This window comes from Mycolicibacterium monacense (assembly GCF_010731575.1).
Classification (GTDB): domain Bacteria; phylum Actinomycetota; class Actinomycetes; order Mycobacteriales; family Mycobacteriaceae; genus Mycobacterium; species Mycobacterium monacense.
In genome coordinates, this window is the sequence record NZ_AP022617.1 from 3,157,955 (window position 1) to 3,172,189 (window position 14,235).

Below are 14,235 nucleotides of genomic sequence, written 5' to 3' on the forward strand. Positions count from 1 at the left end.
GGCCTGATCGGCCCCGGTGTGTCGGGGCCGGAAAGGTCGCGTGATGACCGAAACTGTCGTGGCTGTGGAGCCATCGCAGAATCCCGATGATGAGGCCGCCGTGGCGGCCATTGATGTCCCGGATAGCGGTGAGGTCGACGAGCTCGAGGTTGCCCGGGAGTTGGTACGCGAGGCCGGCGTATCGCTGACCGGTCCGGGCGGGTTGCTCAAGGCGATGACCAAGACGGTCATCGAGACCGCTCTGGATTAGGAACTGTCCGAGCACCTGGGCTATGACCGTCACGATCCGGCTGGGTATGGCTCGGGCAACTCCCGCAACGGAACCCGGGCCAAGACCGTACTGACCGATGCGGGCGGGCAGATCGAGATCGAGGTGCCGCGCGACCGCGCCGGCAGCTTCGAACCCCAGATCGTCCAGAAGCGCCAACGTCGCCTGACCGATGTCGACGAGGTGGTGTTGTCGCTGTATGCCCGCGGGCTGACCACCGGCGAGATCAGCGCCCATTTCGCCGACATCTACGGCGCGTCGGTGTCCAAGGACACGATCAGTCGGATCACCGACCGCGTGGTCGAGGAGATGACCGTGTGGCACACCGGCCCGCTGGAACGCGTGTACGCCGCGGTGTTCATCGACGCCCTGCACGTCAAGATCCGCGACGGCCAGGTCGGCCCCAGGCCCATCTACGCCGCGATCGGGGTGGACCTGGCCGGGCATCGTGACGTGCTGGGCATGTGGGCCGGCGAGGGCGAGGGCGAGGGCGAGTCAGCCAAATACTGGCTGGCGGTACTCACCGAGCTGAAGAACCGCGGGGTGGCCGACATTTTCTTCCTGGTCTGCGACGGGCTCAAAGGCTTACCGCAGTCGGTGGGCGCGGTGTTCCCCGACACTGTGGTCCAGACGTGTGTCATCCATTTGATCCGTGGGACGTTCCGCTATGCCGGGCGCCAGCACCGCGACGCCATTGCCAAGGCGTTGCGGCCGATCTACACCGCGGTCAACGCCGAGGCTGCAGCGGCAGCGCTGGACGCATTCGAGAGCCGAGTGGGGTAACCGCTACCCGGCGGCGATTCGATTGTGGCGCAACGCGTGGAGTGAGTTCATTCCGTTCCTGGACTACGACACCGAGACAAGGAAGGTGATCTGTTCGACCAATGCTACTGAATCGTTGAACGCCCGCTACCGCCGCGCCGTGCGGGCCCGCGGTCATTCTCCCACCGAGCAGGCGGCGCTGAAGTGCCTATACTTGGTCACCCGGTCGCTGGACCCGACCGGGACCGGACAGAAGCGATGGACCATACGCTGGAAACCAGCCCTGAACGCCTTCGCGATCACCTTCGCCGACCGCATGCCGGGCAGCGAAACCACCTAACCGAAGATGCCGCTTACACCGTTAATCTGACGGACCTGACGCGTCACCTTATGTAGACGAGATGACGCTAAGTCCTGGCGAATCAGGCATTTACGAGGCGTTCGGCAGGCTGCGGCAGTGCACGCAAGATCGCGACTGGACGTGTTGATCTCTTTGACCGACTTGCCTTTGCGCCGGGGCCGCCAGCCCCGCAATGGCCGAGGTCTGTGGCGATGTCGTCGTGCTGTCGGTGCCCTGTTATGAACATTCGGCCGCGGGGCGCGGGAACAAGAGCACTCGCGGCGGTCGTTGCCGCTATTGTCCGACGAACACCCGGGTGGCGGGCGTTAGCCGACTCCACTCCCCCGATCGCCCGGGTCGGCAGGCGATGACGATTGTCGCGCCTATGGGTTCGGGCATCTCCAAGTGATCGCCGGCATGGTCCCTGGCAGACCGCCCGTGGCGCTTGTGACTTGTGACATGCTCGCCGTGGCCACGGCAGCGAAAACGCTTGTGGTGCACACAATCTGGATGCTCGGCGACGCGTTGGCTCGGGTGCGACTTCCTATCTTGACGCGGCTCTCGATCGCAATCCTGACTGGCTGACCTATCATCGCGCAACGGGCTCTTGGAGAAGCCCATCAGATCGGTGGTCGCGAGCAGGCGGCATTGTTCAACCTCGCCGCCGTCGCATTGCTCGGCTTGGCAGTCCTTTCCGAAGTTCAGTCGCTGCTGAGTGGGCTGGCGACGTTGGCTACAGACCTAGACGCCTAGGTGGGGGGAGTGGTCAGCAGGTCGCCCTGACGGTTCTTCCCCGGCGTCTATGACGAGGCGGCGGCGACGTTCGCCGCGGCAGGCGGCAGCCCAGCGGCTTCCCTTGACCGGTGGTAGCGCTCCGCAAGTCCTGCCCAGCGTTCACCGTAGCGGTGCGCGGAGTCGACGACGGTCTGCGGTATGTGAACGAAGGGCGGCCGAGCAGCCCCAGCACGCCCATAGCCCGCAGTGTCGATTGCGATCTTCCACCAGGCGGACTGCATGGCTTGGAATTCCTCCATGGTCAGGCCCAGCGTTCGAAATGGCGCCTGCATCTGGTCGGCGATGGTCGCGGCCTCTGTCCAGTCGCCACGCTGGCATGCATCGCGCAGCGAAAGCGCGGGCCAGGGGCCCATGCATACGTCGATGCTCCACGCTCCGGCAGCACCGAACATCATTGCGGGGTACATCAATTGGTCCAAGACGAGGACCGACATCTTTTCCTTGACCGCTTTGATGGCGCCGATCACATTGAAGATGTCCATCGAGGTCTGCTTGAGCGCAACGATATTGCGAATCTGGGCCAGCTCCCTGAATGCACCGGGCGGCAATGTGATGCGGAACGCGTGCGGGTTCTGGTAGATCATGATCGCCAGCTCCGGAACGGCCTCGGCGAGGTCTTTGTAGTACTGGACCGCGTTCTCGGCAGTCTGCGGCAAGTACATCGGCGGTCCGCTCATAATGCCGTCCGCCCCGAGGTCGGCGATGACGCGGGCGCGTCGGATCGAGTCGCGCGTGTTGAGCGTGCTGGCACCAACGAACACCGGAACCCGGGCGTTTACCGTCTCCACGACTGTCGTGATGAGCGTGCGGTATTCGTCGTCGGAAAGGGTGTGCGACTCGCCGGCGCTGCCGGTCGTCACGATGCCGTCGACACCATCACGCACCAGTCGATCAACCAGAGACGCGAGCGCATCGGTGTCGATCGTGTCGACCGCGTTGACATCGGCGGCGTCCGGCGTCGAGCAGGCTGGCACGAATCCCCACAACCCCTTCATGTCGCTGGGAACGAGTTCGCTGCTACGTGTTGTCATGAGCCGTGTCCAATCTGGTTTGATGATCTTCGGAATGGCTTTTATTGGCGGTATGGTCGCGCGGGACCGTCCAGGGTGGGACTTGAGCCGATGGTAGGTGCCGATGCACTCCCGTTCGTGGCATTGTGTCCCTCGGCGCGAAGTCAACTCTAGGCGCCGCGATAAGTGCTAGTAGTCGATGTCTAAGCCGCTCTCGAGTTCTGCGAGCCGATCCTGGGCTTTTCCGATCGACATCATCTTCATCATGTTGCCGACGGCTTTCATCTGCCCGGTCATGGTCGCGGTCTGGCCGTTGAGCGCACCCCGAGACAGCTCGACGTTCGTTTCGTAGCTGAGCTCGGCCTCCACGTCGGGCGTGCGTGGCGGGGATCCGATACCGACGATGAGTGACCCGTCAGAGAAATGCATGTAGTAGTCATCGCTGGCCGGGCTCTGCGACACGGATACGCGGAGCACCACGTCATGTCCCTTCGCTGCAATGCGGAACCTCTCGTCGGCATTGGCCGCGTCGGTCACCGCAGTCGCCCAGTCGTCGGTTAGGAACTGGATCGCCATTTCACCTCCATATGATCGTTTTCGTCGTCTCGGCCGTCGAGCCGTTCATGTTGTTGCGGCTTCGAGTGCGCCTGGTGGTGTTTGGGCGACCATCTGGTGGCCCCACACACTGGGTCGGTCGTACTGAGCGACTGTCCAGGTTTCCTCGTCGACGGTCACCGCATCCCAGCCGTACTCGATGTCAAACCCGCTCGGTGTGCGCGCGTAAAACGACACCATCCGATCGTTGACATGGCGCCCCAACGTCATGCTCAGCGGAATGTTGCGCGACATGCACAGGTCATAAGCCATCCCCACGTCATCAAAACTTTGCACCTCGACCATCACGTGGTGCAGTCCCCGCACACCCGGCATCGGAGTCAACGCGATGCTGTGATGGCGCGGGTTGCAGTGGTAGAACCACAGATCCATGAAGGTGTAAATCTCATCGCTCTTCTTAAACCCCAACACCCCCCGCAAAAACCGGTCGGCCTGCGCAAGGTCCGGCGTCGCCAACACCACATGACCCAACCCCTGCGCACCGGTGACGAACCCCGACATCGCACGACCGGGCCGGAAGGAACCCGGCACCACCTTCTGACCGTAAAACAACTCATGACGCAACCCCGAAGGATCCGACAGCGTCACAAAGCCCAACACCCCGCGGGCCGCGCAGTCCTCCTCGGTTCCCACCTCAAACCCAATGCCCCGCTTGTGCAGCAACTCCCCGGCAGCCTCAAGCGCCTCCTCGCTGCCCACATCCCAGCCCGCATACAGCATCCGGTTGCGCTCTCCGTGATGCACAGCCAAACGATGATCGGCGTCGTCGATCCGCAACAGGACCGACCCACTGGACGCCTCAACCGCCTCCATCCCCAAAACCTCCGGACCGAACGCCAACCACTCCTTCGCATCCGGAGACTCCACACCCACATAACCCAACGCTTTCACCAACATGTGCTGTCCTCAGGCGATTCAGTGGTTCGAGACGGCAAGTGACGCATAGCGCTGCTGGAGTGCGGCCCAGTTCTTGCCGGCCTCGCGCCCGCCAGCCAAATAGGACTCCGGCACTTCGGTGTACGGCGGTCGGGTGGGCCCCGTGCGCATAAAACCGGCCGCCTGGAATTGGGCGTTGTCGATCTGGATGCTGTACTTGAGGAATTCGGCGAAGTTGCCGCCCGGGTACAGCGTCTCAAGAGCCCCCTCCAGTTCGTCGGTGAGCGCTTGGCAGTCGTCCCAGCGGCCGGCTCTGATTAGGTCGCGCAAGTGCGTTACTGGCGCAGGGCCGCAGGCCACATTGCCCGACCAGCAGGCGGTGACCTCTTCTGGGAAGAGCCGCGCAAAGTAGTACCAGTCAGTCTCAAGCGGCAGTAGCCGCACGCGACCGCTTACCGCGCGGAGGTCGGAAAGGAAGGCGGAGCCACTGAGCAGCCCGAGATGCTTGGCAGCGACGACCTGGGGTATCTGGCTGAGTGCCTCGTAGGCGGGCGTCCCGATCTTTCCCTTGAAGGCGCCGGGGTTGTCGTAGACCACCAATGCCATGTTCGGCACTGCCTCGGCCACATCCCGGTAGAAGCGCACGATGCCGGCGTCATCCAGGGGCAGCCACATCGGACGACCCACGAACAGGCCATCGGCGCCGAGCTCGCCGAGCCGGCGACCCCTCGTGATCGTATCGCGGGTATTGAGCGTCGTCGCTCCGGCGAAAACCGGGATACGTCCCGCGACGGCGTCGACCACGGTGGCGACAAAGCTCTGCAACTCGTCCCACGTCAGCGAGGCGCACTCGCCGAAGGTGCCTGTGGTCATGAGCACATCCACTCCGCCGCGGACCATCGCGTCGGCGAGCTTCGCCGCCTCATCGAGGTCTACGGAGAACGCGGTGCCCGGTTGGTCGGCCGTCGGGATGGAGGGCGTAGGGATAATGCCGACGACACCGGTGATGTCATCGACGGTCAACTTCGTGTCACGCACGTGCACTGCCTCTCTCGTGAATCGTCAGCGGGCTCGGAGGTTAGCGGGGACCGGCGGAAATGGCTGCGTCCCCAAAGACAGCTCGGGCTCTTCGTAGTAGAGATCGAGAGCCTTCAATGTAGGGATGTCGTTGACCGAGAACAGCAACGCATTTTCCGCCGACCGGTTGACGAAGTGATGGGTGCTCCAGTTGGGCACCACGAAGCTGTCGTGGGGCCCCCAGTCGAGTTCGACCCCGTCGACAACCGTAGTTCCCTCACCGCGCACGACGAAATACACGGAACTCGACGTGTGGCGATGGGCCTCGGTCTGCTGGCCCGGCCGCAGCAACTGCACCCAGCAATCCAGCGTTGGCATAGTCGATCCGCCGGTAACGGGGTTCGCATAACGCAGGACTACGCCGTCGTAGGGACTGCCCGCAAGGCCCGCCATCCGCTGGAGCTGCCGCTCGACGTCACGCCAAGGATAGCGGTACGGGAAGTTCGCCGCCTTGACCTGCTCCCACGCCGGGCGCAGCATCCCACCGCGGTCAGCGAGATGCTCCCCCGGGTCCTCGCGTTGAGGTTGGCGCTTCTCGCCATAGGGCTCATAGAAGGGAACATTCAGCCCGAGCACTAGGCCGATATCGAGCACGTCGAGCCAAACGACGTTCTCCGAGGTGGCGTTCTCATGGTCATGCCACGTCCAGCGAGGGGTCAGAACCAGGTCGTAGGTATCCATTTGACAAGGCTCGCCATCCACCACAGTCACCAGGCCGGGGCCGCCTTGAATAGCGAACCGGAGCGCCGCCATGGTGTGGCGGTGCGCATAGGCAATCTCGCCGGGCTTGAGCATCTGCATACCCATGTTGATGGTGTGCGTGGTTCCTCGGGCATCCGGGTTGATGAACGAGAGATTGCGTCGCGCCGTCAAACTTTCAGGCATCACGTCGCACGACTTCAGAAGCTTCGCGTGAACGTCCTGCCATCGCCACAGAAAGGGAACACCCGCAGGCTTGGGCCCGCCGACGACGCTCTCCAGCATTTCGTCGTAGATCCATTGTCCACGTAGGTTGGCAGCCTCGAGCTCGGCGTCGAATTCGTGAAGCCCTGAAATCTCAGCGGTCGACATGAGACCTACCTTCTCTGTTTTGCAGAACACTACTCTGTTACTTAGAGATTATCGGGACCGGCCGATTGCGTCAACACCAGGAAGTGCCGCGTACTAACCTCACCGTACTGACCATCGCCGTTGGTGACGGCGTGGCGAGGTGAGAACAAGAAGACCTCCAAGTGAGCTAGGAACGCTCAACAACCTCCGAGGTCTTCTTCATGACTCGTGGCGCCGTGTCGGCTGCGACAGGTTGTGTTGTCGATAGGGTCCCAGAGGTCACCGATGTGGGTCGGTCGCCAGCGGCGCAGCCCCGAACCTCGATGATCGGCCACTCCGTTTCGAGCCGAGTTCCGTCTAGGGGAGCGATGCGGTCGCTGCGACTCATCCGTGATGCCGGCGCCCAAGGCGCGGTATCGGCCTGTCCACCGAGCCGGGGCGGTGGCCGAAACCTGAATACCGCGCCGCGGCCACCGAGGACCTCGCGCGGTAGAAAGCCGCGACATTCCGAGCTAAGAACGCGGCGAAGCCGCAGCGAGCATGTTCGGTGGGAAACCAGTCCCACTTGCAATGCGGCGCGCAACCACTTGTGGCCCGACTATGGCGATCGCGTTGCGGCGGTATCGGGTGGGTTCGTCAACACTTCGAGCCTTCCCCGCACACTTTCGAGATCGCTACCGGCCTGCAGCGCACGCCTGCACTCGATCAGTGCTCGAGGCCAGTTCACCACCGCCGCGCCACCAAGACGTTGCTCGCCATCCGGGTAGAGGACTGTGAATCGATTGTCGGACAGTCGATCTCCGACGACGAGTGGCTCTCCTAGGTGAGTTGTCTGGCCACAGACCTGAATCTTCCAGTCGTACTGGTCGCTCCAGACGTACTCGACGGGCTCGTAGCAGCGCAATTCATCGGGATACAAAATATTATGCGCGACGCAAGAGGCCTGGTCGACCGCGTTTGTCCAGTGTTCGATGCGCATCGTCACGCCGCGGGCGCGATGGAACCAACGCGACACGTCGCCGACTGCGTAGATGTTTTGTGACGTAACTGCACGACAGAACTCGTCGCAGACCAGGCCGTCATCGACTAGCAGTCCCGACGGCATCAGCCAGCCGTCATTCGGAACGGCGCCGATGCCCACCACCACCGTGTCGGCTTCTAGGACCGTCCCGTCCGTGAGGCCGATCTTAAGGTTGCCGCGCTCCCCCTCAATATTCTCGACACCGATACCGAAGCGCGTGTGCACTCCGTGGTTTCGGTGCAAATCGATGAACCACTCGCCGATCTCTTCGGTCAGAACCCTGCTCATCGGAACGGGCACCGGGTCGACAACGGTCACCTGCCCCCCCATTGACCGGGCGGTTGACGCAACTTCGGCCCCGATGAATCCTCCCCCGATCACCACGAGGCGGACACCGGCGACAAGGTCGTCCCGTAGCCGCAGACAGTCCTCCAGAGTGCGGAGCACATGAATGCCCGATCCGTGGCCCCACGGGGATGGTCGCGCGCTGGCTCCGGTGGCCACCACCAGGTGGTCATAACGCAGGGGCTCATCATCGGCGAACTCGACCTGACACGCTGCGACATCCACTCCGATCGCGCGGCGGCCGAGGAGAAGCTCGATGCGGTCGGCGGCGGCAGCGTCTCTACTGAGTAACGTCACAGCGGCGATGTCACTCGTACCCGCAAGCAATGCCTTGGATAATGGCGGCTTGTCGTAGGGCAGCGCAGTTTCCTCGCCCACCAGGACGACGTCGCCATCGTAGCCTTGCGAGCGCAGCGCCTGGGCCGTGCGGACCCCGCCGACAGAACTGCCGACGATGACGACCCGCGACGTCATTCGTCTAGGACTTCCAGCGCGGCCACCGGACAGCTGCGCGCAGCCTCCTCGACCCGGGTCCTGTCCGCGGAAGGAACCTCCGTCTTGCGGACCTCCACGAGTCCCCGATCGTCGATGTCGAAGTAATCCGGGGCCGCAACGACACAGTTCGCGTAGCCCTGACATACCTCGCGCTTAGCCTTTATAACTCCGCCCATCTGCTTTCCTTCCCTGTGTTCGTCGGGTTCAATTCCGCTGGGGTGGGGGTCCGAGGCTGAAACCGCCGTCGGGATGGATCGTTTCGCCGGTGAGCCCGCGGGAGCGGTGAGAAGCGAGGAAGACGTAACTCCAGGCGTGGTCTTCACCCGATAGGGCCACGCCCAGCGGTGTGCGAGCAGCCAATTCGCGGGCCCGATCTGGTGCAGCATCCAGACGGCGGGCGCCAAGGTCGAGGCTGTCGAGTCCGCGCAGGTCGGTGTTCAACGTCCCCCCGGGGGCGACACCGTTCACACGGATCCTCGGCGCGAGTTCGTGAGCCAGTGCAGTGACTACGCCGCGCACCGCGAACTTCGACGCCACATACAGCAGGCCGCCGCGTCCTGGATAGAACGATGACGCGGACTCGGTGAGCACGATCGAGGCGCCGTCCTGGCCCATCAGCGCCGGCACTGCTGCCTTGACTGAGTGGATATGACTCAGGACGTTGATGCGAAACATTTCGTCGAACGCCTGGTCGATCAGCTCGGCGGGGATGTCCTGAATACGGCGGTAGAAATCGAAAATCCCCACGCAGTTCACCAATGTGTCGAGTCCGCCGAAGGCGTCGACAGCGACCTGCACTGCTTCGTCGTTGGCGGTGCGAGTGGTCCCATCGCCCTCGATCACCGGAACGTCGGGCAGCTGCTGGCGCAGCGTGGCGCACTTATCGCTGTCGTACTCGAGCACGGCCACCCGGGCATCCTCGTTCAGGAACGCGTCGACCGTGGCCCGACCGATACCCGAACCTGCTCCCACGATTAACGCGCGTTTGCCCGCCAGCCAGCCAGTCATACCTCCTCGCCCAGAATCAACGGAGCACCTGCGTTCCCCACCATGGCCGCCAAGGTGGCCGGATTCTGCCAGGTCAGCGCCTCGAGTTCCAAGGCATCCAGCGAGACCCACTGCGCCGATTTCGGCGCCTGAATCAACAGCCGAGCTCCATTGCGAGTGGTCACTCGGCGCACGACGACCTCTGCGAACTCGTTGGCAATGTTCAGTGCATCACCGGTCGACCCGGCCAGCAGCGTCGACAGTTCCTCGCACGCCGGTTGTGGGGTCGACTGCGCGCCCTCGCCGGATCCGTTCGAGCTCATAGGAAGACCGCCAGATTCTGCATTCGAAGCACTGATTCATCGACGCAGATTGTTCGGCGTGCGAGTTTGAGCGCGTTGCCATCGCGACGTAGAAGATCTTCACGACCACATGAGATGAGCGTGGACTCGTTGACGTCGCCACGGCTGCGGAAAAGCAACTCAGCGCTGTCGACCACGAGGTGGTCGGCATCGTCGCTGAGGAATGTGCGCACATTGGTGATGAAGTGACGCAGACGCGACGGCGGATCCTCAGTCCAGGCATGCTCGGTGGCGAAACGGGCAACCCGGCGCTCAAGTGAGTATTTGTTCTCGTCGAAATGCGCCATTCCCGGTGAGCTATCAAATCCGGCTCCCGCGGCGGTGGTGATCCGCACCGGCATGTAATAGTGGATGTCCTCTGTGAGCAGACCCAGCCACCGGTCGTAGTCTTGAGCATCGAGGAGGTACGCCTCGTTGACGAGGAAACTATGCGCCTGGAGGTGACGAGGGTCGTCGAACGGTAACGGGTCGCCGACGCGTTGGGCGCGCGCCGCGTGCGCCCCGAGCACCGATGGAGCCGCGGATTGACCAATGCGCTGGTGATCGTGAACGCTCATAGCATCACCGACTCAGCGGACCCCGAGTCAATATCGGCGGCGGCCGCGCCGTTGGTCTGGACCATTGGTTCAATTCCATGCGGATTGTCGCTGAGCACCGTAGCCGGGTTGACGCGAAGCGGCGGCATGTCCAGGTAGTCGGCCCAGAGCCTCAACAATTGCCGTTGATTGTTCTCGTTGTAACCGAGTTGAGCGTATCCCGGCCCGTGGAATTGAGCGCTGCTAAGGGTGTCGACCACCCGTACATCGTCTGCGAGCAGCCCCATCCGGCTGTTCAGCCGCAGTCGGCGGGCCATGGAACCCCCCGCCGTGTTGGTCAGCGACACCCAGTTCTCGACATCGTCTTGCTCGAACATTCCCGTCGAGCCGAAGCACATCAAATAAGCCTTATACGAGTCCGCCTTAAAGTCTGCCGGGGCATCAGAATCCACCGCAAACCACGACAGCACCTCGGTTTCGTTCTCGCTGATTGGCTGCCACACCCGGATTGAAATGAACGGCAAGACGTGCTCCCCGTCCTCCACTTTCGGCCAGTTGTGCACGAAACTGATGTTGGGAAAACACGTCGCGGCCGAGATCATGAACCCGTCGGTGCCGACGACTTGTTGCTGCTGCTCGGTCCAGGTGGCCTTGGCTCGACTAATCATGTCCGCCGGGTAGCCCACGTAGCTCATCCGGTCCTCGAAACTCCCCTCGGGCAGCTTGTATGTGGTGCCCCCACCTCTACCCGCCCAATACGTGGCGCCGTCTTTGCGCTTGTTAGCCTTCGGCTCTCGGAACAGGCCGATCTCGACCACCGACGTGTGCGTCTGAGGTGTGTGGTACATGTCCCCGGCGAAATTTTCAGCTGCGATCTTCCAGTTCGCTTTTACCCGCCAACGCTGCGGACCTCGCACCTCAAGACCGTTGGGGCCTTGCTTGGTGTAGAAATCGAGATAGAACCTGAAATCACCCAGATAGTCTTCAAGCGATTCTGCGTCAGGATCCATCGACAGAAAGATCAACCCGTTGTAGCTGGCCACACTCGGCGCGGGCAACAAGGTCTGCCCCGTCTTGTTAAACCCGGCGTCTCCTCCGTAAGCCTCTTGGTGAAACGGCAGGCCAATAATGCGACCGTCATTGCGGTAAGACCACCCGTGGTACGGGCATCTGAAGTTCGACGCGTTCCCCATTTCCGCCCGGCAAACCTGCATACCGCGATGGAGGCACATATTGAACATCACCCGGATCTCGCCGGCAGAATCACGAGCGACGATGAACGAATCCTGCAACACTTGTCTGACCACGTAGTCCCCCGGCTGCGGAATCTCCGACTCGTGCGCCACGAACAACCACGCCCGACTGAACAGGCGCTCCTTCTCGAGCGAGAAAATTTGCTTGTCGTTATACACGTGCGCCGGGATCATGCCAGTGCGTACAGCCGCTAACACCTCACCGTGATCCTGCATCTTCAACTCCATGACTCAACGACTGGACTCGATCCGCGACCAAGGCGCCTTCACTGTTATGTAGAACGCGACTCTGTCTAGCAGAGATTATGCCGTATCCTTACCGGTGGAGTCAAACGAGGGCGTTGACTAGTCGAGACTGCCGCGCAGCCCTCTTGGATGCCTTGATGAAACGTGGTCGCGGTCCTCTTCGGTACGCGGCCTAGCGCTCACTCATTGCCGTCGTCACGGGATGCTGCCTCGCGGCGGGATCGCCGCGTCGTGGGGCGGTACCTCCGGGCCGCGGGCGCACAAGCGTCCGATCCGAGCGACTGCCACAGGTACGAGCCCAACGTACTGTCATCGGCGATCCTGCACTGCCACAGGCGTGCTGCTCGTCGACGACGACACCGCCGCGTGCGCCAAGAAGCAAGTCGACGGTCCCTATCTACCCGCCGCCGCCTGTCAGACAAACGGCCCAGGTTTGTGTGCAGGAGGGCGACTTTTCGTCCGCCGGCACCCGAGTCGTCGCGATTCGTCGAGCTGCATTCGGACCTCTCCGCGGTACGCTCTCTGTCATGCAGAAACCTCCACTCGCGGGCATGGAGCATGACAGCACAGGGAAGCCCCCGCAATATCCGATCGAGTCTGTCGACAACGCTCTTCGCCTACTCCTCCTCCTAGGAGAGCGCTCTGAGATCCGGCTCACGGACGCTAGCGAGTACCTGCGCGTCGCTTCGTCGACCGCGCATCGCCTTCTGTCGATGCTTCAGTACCGCGGGTTCGTCCGCCAAGATCCGGCCAGCAAGGCGTACCAGCCCGGACCGTCCCTGACAAACGTAGCGTTCGCTGTCCACTCCAGGATGGACATTCCACGCACGGCCGCCCCGATTCTGCGCCAGCTTGTCGATACGCTCCAAGAAACCGTGCACGTAGGAACGTTGGACGGCAGACTGGTTCGCTTCATCGCGGCACTCGAAAGCCCTTCTGCCGTTCGGGTGATCTCGCGTTTGGGTAGCACGCGTCCTGCACACTGCACGTCGACCGGTAAAGTCCTGCTCGCCGGCCTATCGGACGACGAGCTCGACCAGTTGTACCCCGACCCACATTTGGAGCCACTCACCGAGCACTCCGTGCGCACCCTCACCGAACTGCGCGCTCAATTGGCAGAGGTCAGGAAAAGCGGGTTCGCGATCAGCAGGCAGGAAAGTGAGGAAGGCGTCGCGTCTGTCGCCGTGGCCGTACCCCAAAGTGGTTCCGGGATAAGGCTTGCACTCAACGCGTCAGCGCCGAGTTATCGATTCCGGCCCTCCGATGTTCGCAAAGCTTGCAGTGCCCTGACAGACGCCGCCGCCGAGCTAGCCCGCAATCTCGGCTCATGACATCCGAAAAATCGGAAGCCGACACTGAGATGCCCGGCGGTGCCCCGGACCTGCCTGCCTTTATTGCGACCATCGATGCATTCCTACGCCTGGAGAAGCGAAGGAAATCCGAACCGATGTTCGCCGCGGTCCTCACCGACGACTTTCAGATCGGTTTTCGGGGTGGTCACCAGTGGAAAGGCCGCGATGGTCTACAGATGTACCTAAACCAACGGGACGGGATCTTCGACGAACGCCTCGAACTGCGCCACGTACTTTCCTACGCTCCCGTGAACGGGGGTGTGGTCGAGCTGACGACCCGTCTTGAATTCTATTTTCGCCGCTGGAAAGCACCCTCGTTGGTCAGCGAGGAATTCACTGGGTCGGCCTTTCGCACGTGGCTTATTCGCATCGCTGACGACGAGATGCGCGTCAAACGGGTGATTATCGATGGATTTGCAAATCTCAACGAAAACGCACGGGCGGTGTTTGCCATCCCAGATGAAGGGTTCGACGAGTAAGCGATACTCCCGATGAACGCGGTAGACGGCCACGGACGCCGAGGTGCACGATCTGCACACGCTTCTCCAAAGTGAGTTCGATGTCCTATGTCCTGGTGGGGGCAGAGGGCGCAGATGTCCCCCACCCCACGCCCCCTCAGCGCGAACCATCCGCGCGGCGGCGCAGACCTGGCGTCGGCCATTCACACTACCTTTGGCTACCTGCGTGACATTGTTGGTTCGGTGGTGACTTGTTGCGACACAACCCATTTGCAACGGGCGCCCGACCGACAAGCGTTCATTTACCACGCGGCGGGCTGCGAAGCTGTTCCTACCGTCGCCATCGAAGGTCTCCCTTCGCGATAGACCCACAGGCTGCGACCGTGA

13 protein-coding genes and 1 pseudogene are annotated in these 14,235 nt (G+C 62.4%); 3 read left to right on the forward strand and 11 right to left on the reverse strand.

Annotated features, from left to right (window positions below):
* Positions 1–43 precede the first annotated feature (43 nt).
* A pseudogene (locus G6N49_RS15180) lies at positions 44–1,370 on the forward strand (IS256 family transposase).
* 800 nt (positions 1,371–2,170) lie between these two features.
* Here the strand turns inward: G6N49_RS15180 and G6N49_RS15185 are convergent.
* The 11 genes from G6N49_RS15185 to G6N49_RS15240 form a co-directional block, all read right to left on the reverse strand.
* Entirely contained in the window at positions 2,171–3,196 is a 1,026-nt protein-coding gene (locus G6N49_RS15185) for a dihydrodipicolinate synthase family protein (RefSeq protein ID WP_041309534.1), read from the reverse strand.
* Positions 3,197–3,364: 168 nt separating this feature from the next.
* A complete protein-coding gene (locus tag G6N49_RS15190; RefSeq protein ID WP_011559038.1) occupies positions 3,365–3,751 on the reverse strand; it encodes an SCP2 sterol-binding domain-containing protein in 387 nt (128 codons plus the stop codon).
* 45 nt (positions 3,752–3,796) lie between these two features.
* Positions 3,797–4,687 (reverse strand): VOC family protein, encoded by an 891-nt coding sequence (locus tag G6N49_RS15195; protein WP_011559037.1) that lies wholly within the window; start codon positions 4,685–4,687, stop codon positions 3,797–3,799.
* Positions 4,688–4,705: 18 nt separating this feature from the next.
* Complete coding sequence (locus G6N49_RS15200; protein WP_011559036.1) at positions 4,706–5,704, reverse strand: dihydrodipicolinate synthase family protein; 999 nt, start codon at positions 5,702–5,704, stop codon at positions 4,706–4,708.
* A 24-nt stretch (positions 5,705–5,728) separates the two neighbouring features.
* Positions 5,729–6,814 carry a cupin domain-containing protein gene (locus G6N49_RS15205; protein ID WP_083045647.1) on the reverse strand — a complete coding sequence of 362 codons (1,086 nt, stop codon included), beginning with the start codon at positions 6,812–6,814 and terminating at the stop codon, positions 5,729–5,731.
* A 577-nt stretch (positions 6,815–7,391) separates the two neighbouring features.
* Positions 7,392–8,633: an NAD(P)/FAD-dependent oxidoreductase gene (locus G6N49_RS15215; RefSeq protein ID WP_041925009.1), complete on the reverse strand. Its 1,242-nt coding sequence runs from the start codon at positions 8,631–8,633 to the stop codon at positions 7,392–7,394.
* Positions 8,630–8,830 (reverse strand): ferredoxin, encoded by a 201-nt coding sequence (locus G6N49_RS15220; protein ID WP_041925008.1) that lies wholly within the window; start codon positions 8,828–8,830, stop codon positions 8,630–8,632. Before G6N49_RS15220 ends, G6N49_RS15215 begins: the two co-directional genes overlap by 4 nt.
* 28 nt (positions 8,831–8,858) lie before the next feature.
* The gene (hcaB, locus tag G6N49_RS15225; protein WP_011855194.1) at positions 8,859–9,662 is read right to left on the reverse strand and encodes a 3-(cis-5,6-dihydroxycyclohexa-1,3-dien-1-yl)propanoate dehydrogenase; all 804 of its coding nucleotides are present in this window, start codon (positions 9,660–9,662) and stop codon (positions 8,859–8,861) included.
* Positions 9,659–9,964: a hypothetical protein gene (locus tag G6N49_RS15230; RefSeq protein ID WP_011855193.1), complete on the reverse strand. Its 306-nt coding sequence runs from the start codon at positions 9,962–9,964 to the stop codon at positions 9,659–9,661. The genes hcaB and G6N49_RS15230 overlap by 4 nt, the downstream gene beginning before the upstream one ends.
* Complete coding sequence (locus G6N49_RS15235) at positions 9,961–10,560, reverse strand: 3-phenylpropionate/cinnamic acid dioxygenase subunit beta (protein WP_011855192.1); 600 nt, start codon at positions 10,558–10,560, stop codon at positions 9,961–9,963. The genes G6N49_RS15230 and G6N49_RS15235 overlap by 4 nt, the downstream gene beginning before the upstream one ends.
* On the reverse strand, positions 10,557–12,008 hold the full coding sequence (locus tag G6N49_RS15240; protein WP_011855191.1) for an aromatic ring-hydroxylating dioxygenase subunit alpha: 1,452 nt from the start codon (positions 12,006–12,008) through the stop codon (positions 10,557–10,559). The genes G6N49_RS15235 and G6N49_RS15240 overlap by 4 nt, the downstream gene beginning before the upstream one ends.
* Before the next feature lie 557 nt (positions 12,009–12,565).
* Here G6N49_RS15240 and G6N49_RS15245 point away from each other — a divergent pair.
* Both G6N49_RS15245 and G6N49_RS15250 read left to right on the forward strand, forming a co-directional pair.
* Positions 12,566–13,369, forward strand: a complete 804-nt coding sequence (locus tag G6N49_RS15245) for an IclR family transcriptional regulator (RefSeq protein ID WP_041309531.1) — start codon at positions 12,566–12,568, stop codon at positions 13,367–13,369.
* Positions 13,366–13,869, forward strand: a complete 504-nt coding sequence (locus G6N49_RS15250) for a hypothetical protein (protein ID WP_011559027.1) — start codon at positions 13,366–13,368, stop codon at positions 13,867–13,869. Before G6N49_RS15245 ends, G6N49_RS15250 begins: the two co-directional genes overlap by 4 nt.
* Positions 13,870–14,235 lie beyond the last annotated feature (366 nt).

What these genes read in the sequence shown, in the direction of transcription:
- G6N49_RS15205 (WP_083045647.1), bottom strand. Translation starts at nt 6,814, where the DNA reads ATGTCGACCGCTGAGATTTCAGGGCTTCACGAATTCGACGCCGAGCTC.
- G6N49_RS15195 (WP_011559037.1), bottom strand. Translation starts at nt 4,687, where the DNA reads ATGTTGGTGAAAGCGTTGGGTTATGTGGGTGTGGAGTCTCCGGATGCG.
- G6N49_RS15215 (WP_041925009.1), bottom strand. Translation starts at nt 8,633, where the DNA reads ATGACGTCGCGGGTCGTCATCGTCGGCAGTTCTGTCGGCGGGGTCCGC.
- G6N49_RS15235 (WP_011855192.1), bottom strand. Translation starts at nt 10,560, where the DNA reads ATGAGCGTTCACGATCACCAGCGCATTGGTCAATCCGCGGCTCCATCG.
- G6N49_RS15240 (WP_011855191.1), bottom strand. Translation starts at nt 12,008, where the DNA reads ATGCAGGATCACGGTGAGGTGTTAGCGGCTGTACGCACTGGCATGATC.
- G6N49_RS15190 (WP_011559038.1), bottom strand. Translation starts at nt 3,751, where the DNA reads ATGGCGATCCAGTTCCTAACCGACGACTGGGCGACTGCGGTGACCGAC.
- G6N49_RS15185 (WP_041309534.1), bottom strand. Translation starts at nt 3,196, where the DNA reads ATGACAACACGTAGCAGCGAACTCGTTCCCAGCGACATGAAGGGGTTG.
- hcaB (WP_011855194.1), bottom strand. Translation starts at nt 9,662, where the DNA reads ATGACTGGCTGGCTGGCGGGCAAACGCGCGTTAATCGTGGGAGCAGGT.
- G6N49_RS15220 (WP_041925008.1), bottom strand. Translation starts at nt 8,830, where the DNA reads ATGGGCGGAGTTATAAAGGCTAAGCGCGAGGTATGTCAGGGCTACGCG.
- G6N49_RS15250 (WP_011559027.1), top strand. Translation starts at nt 13,366, where the DNA reads ATGACATCCGAAAAATCGGAAGCCGACACTGAGATGCCCGGCGGTGCC.
- G6N49_RS15245 (WP_041309531.1), top strand. Translation starts at nt 12,566, where the DNA reads ATGCAGAAACCTCCACTCGCGGGCATGGAGCATGACAGCACAGGGAAG.
- G6N49_RS15230 (WP_011855193.1), bottom strand. Translation starts at nt 9,964, where the DNA reads ATGAGCTCGAACGGATCCGGCGAGGGCGCGCAGTCGACCCCACAACCG.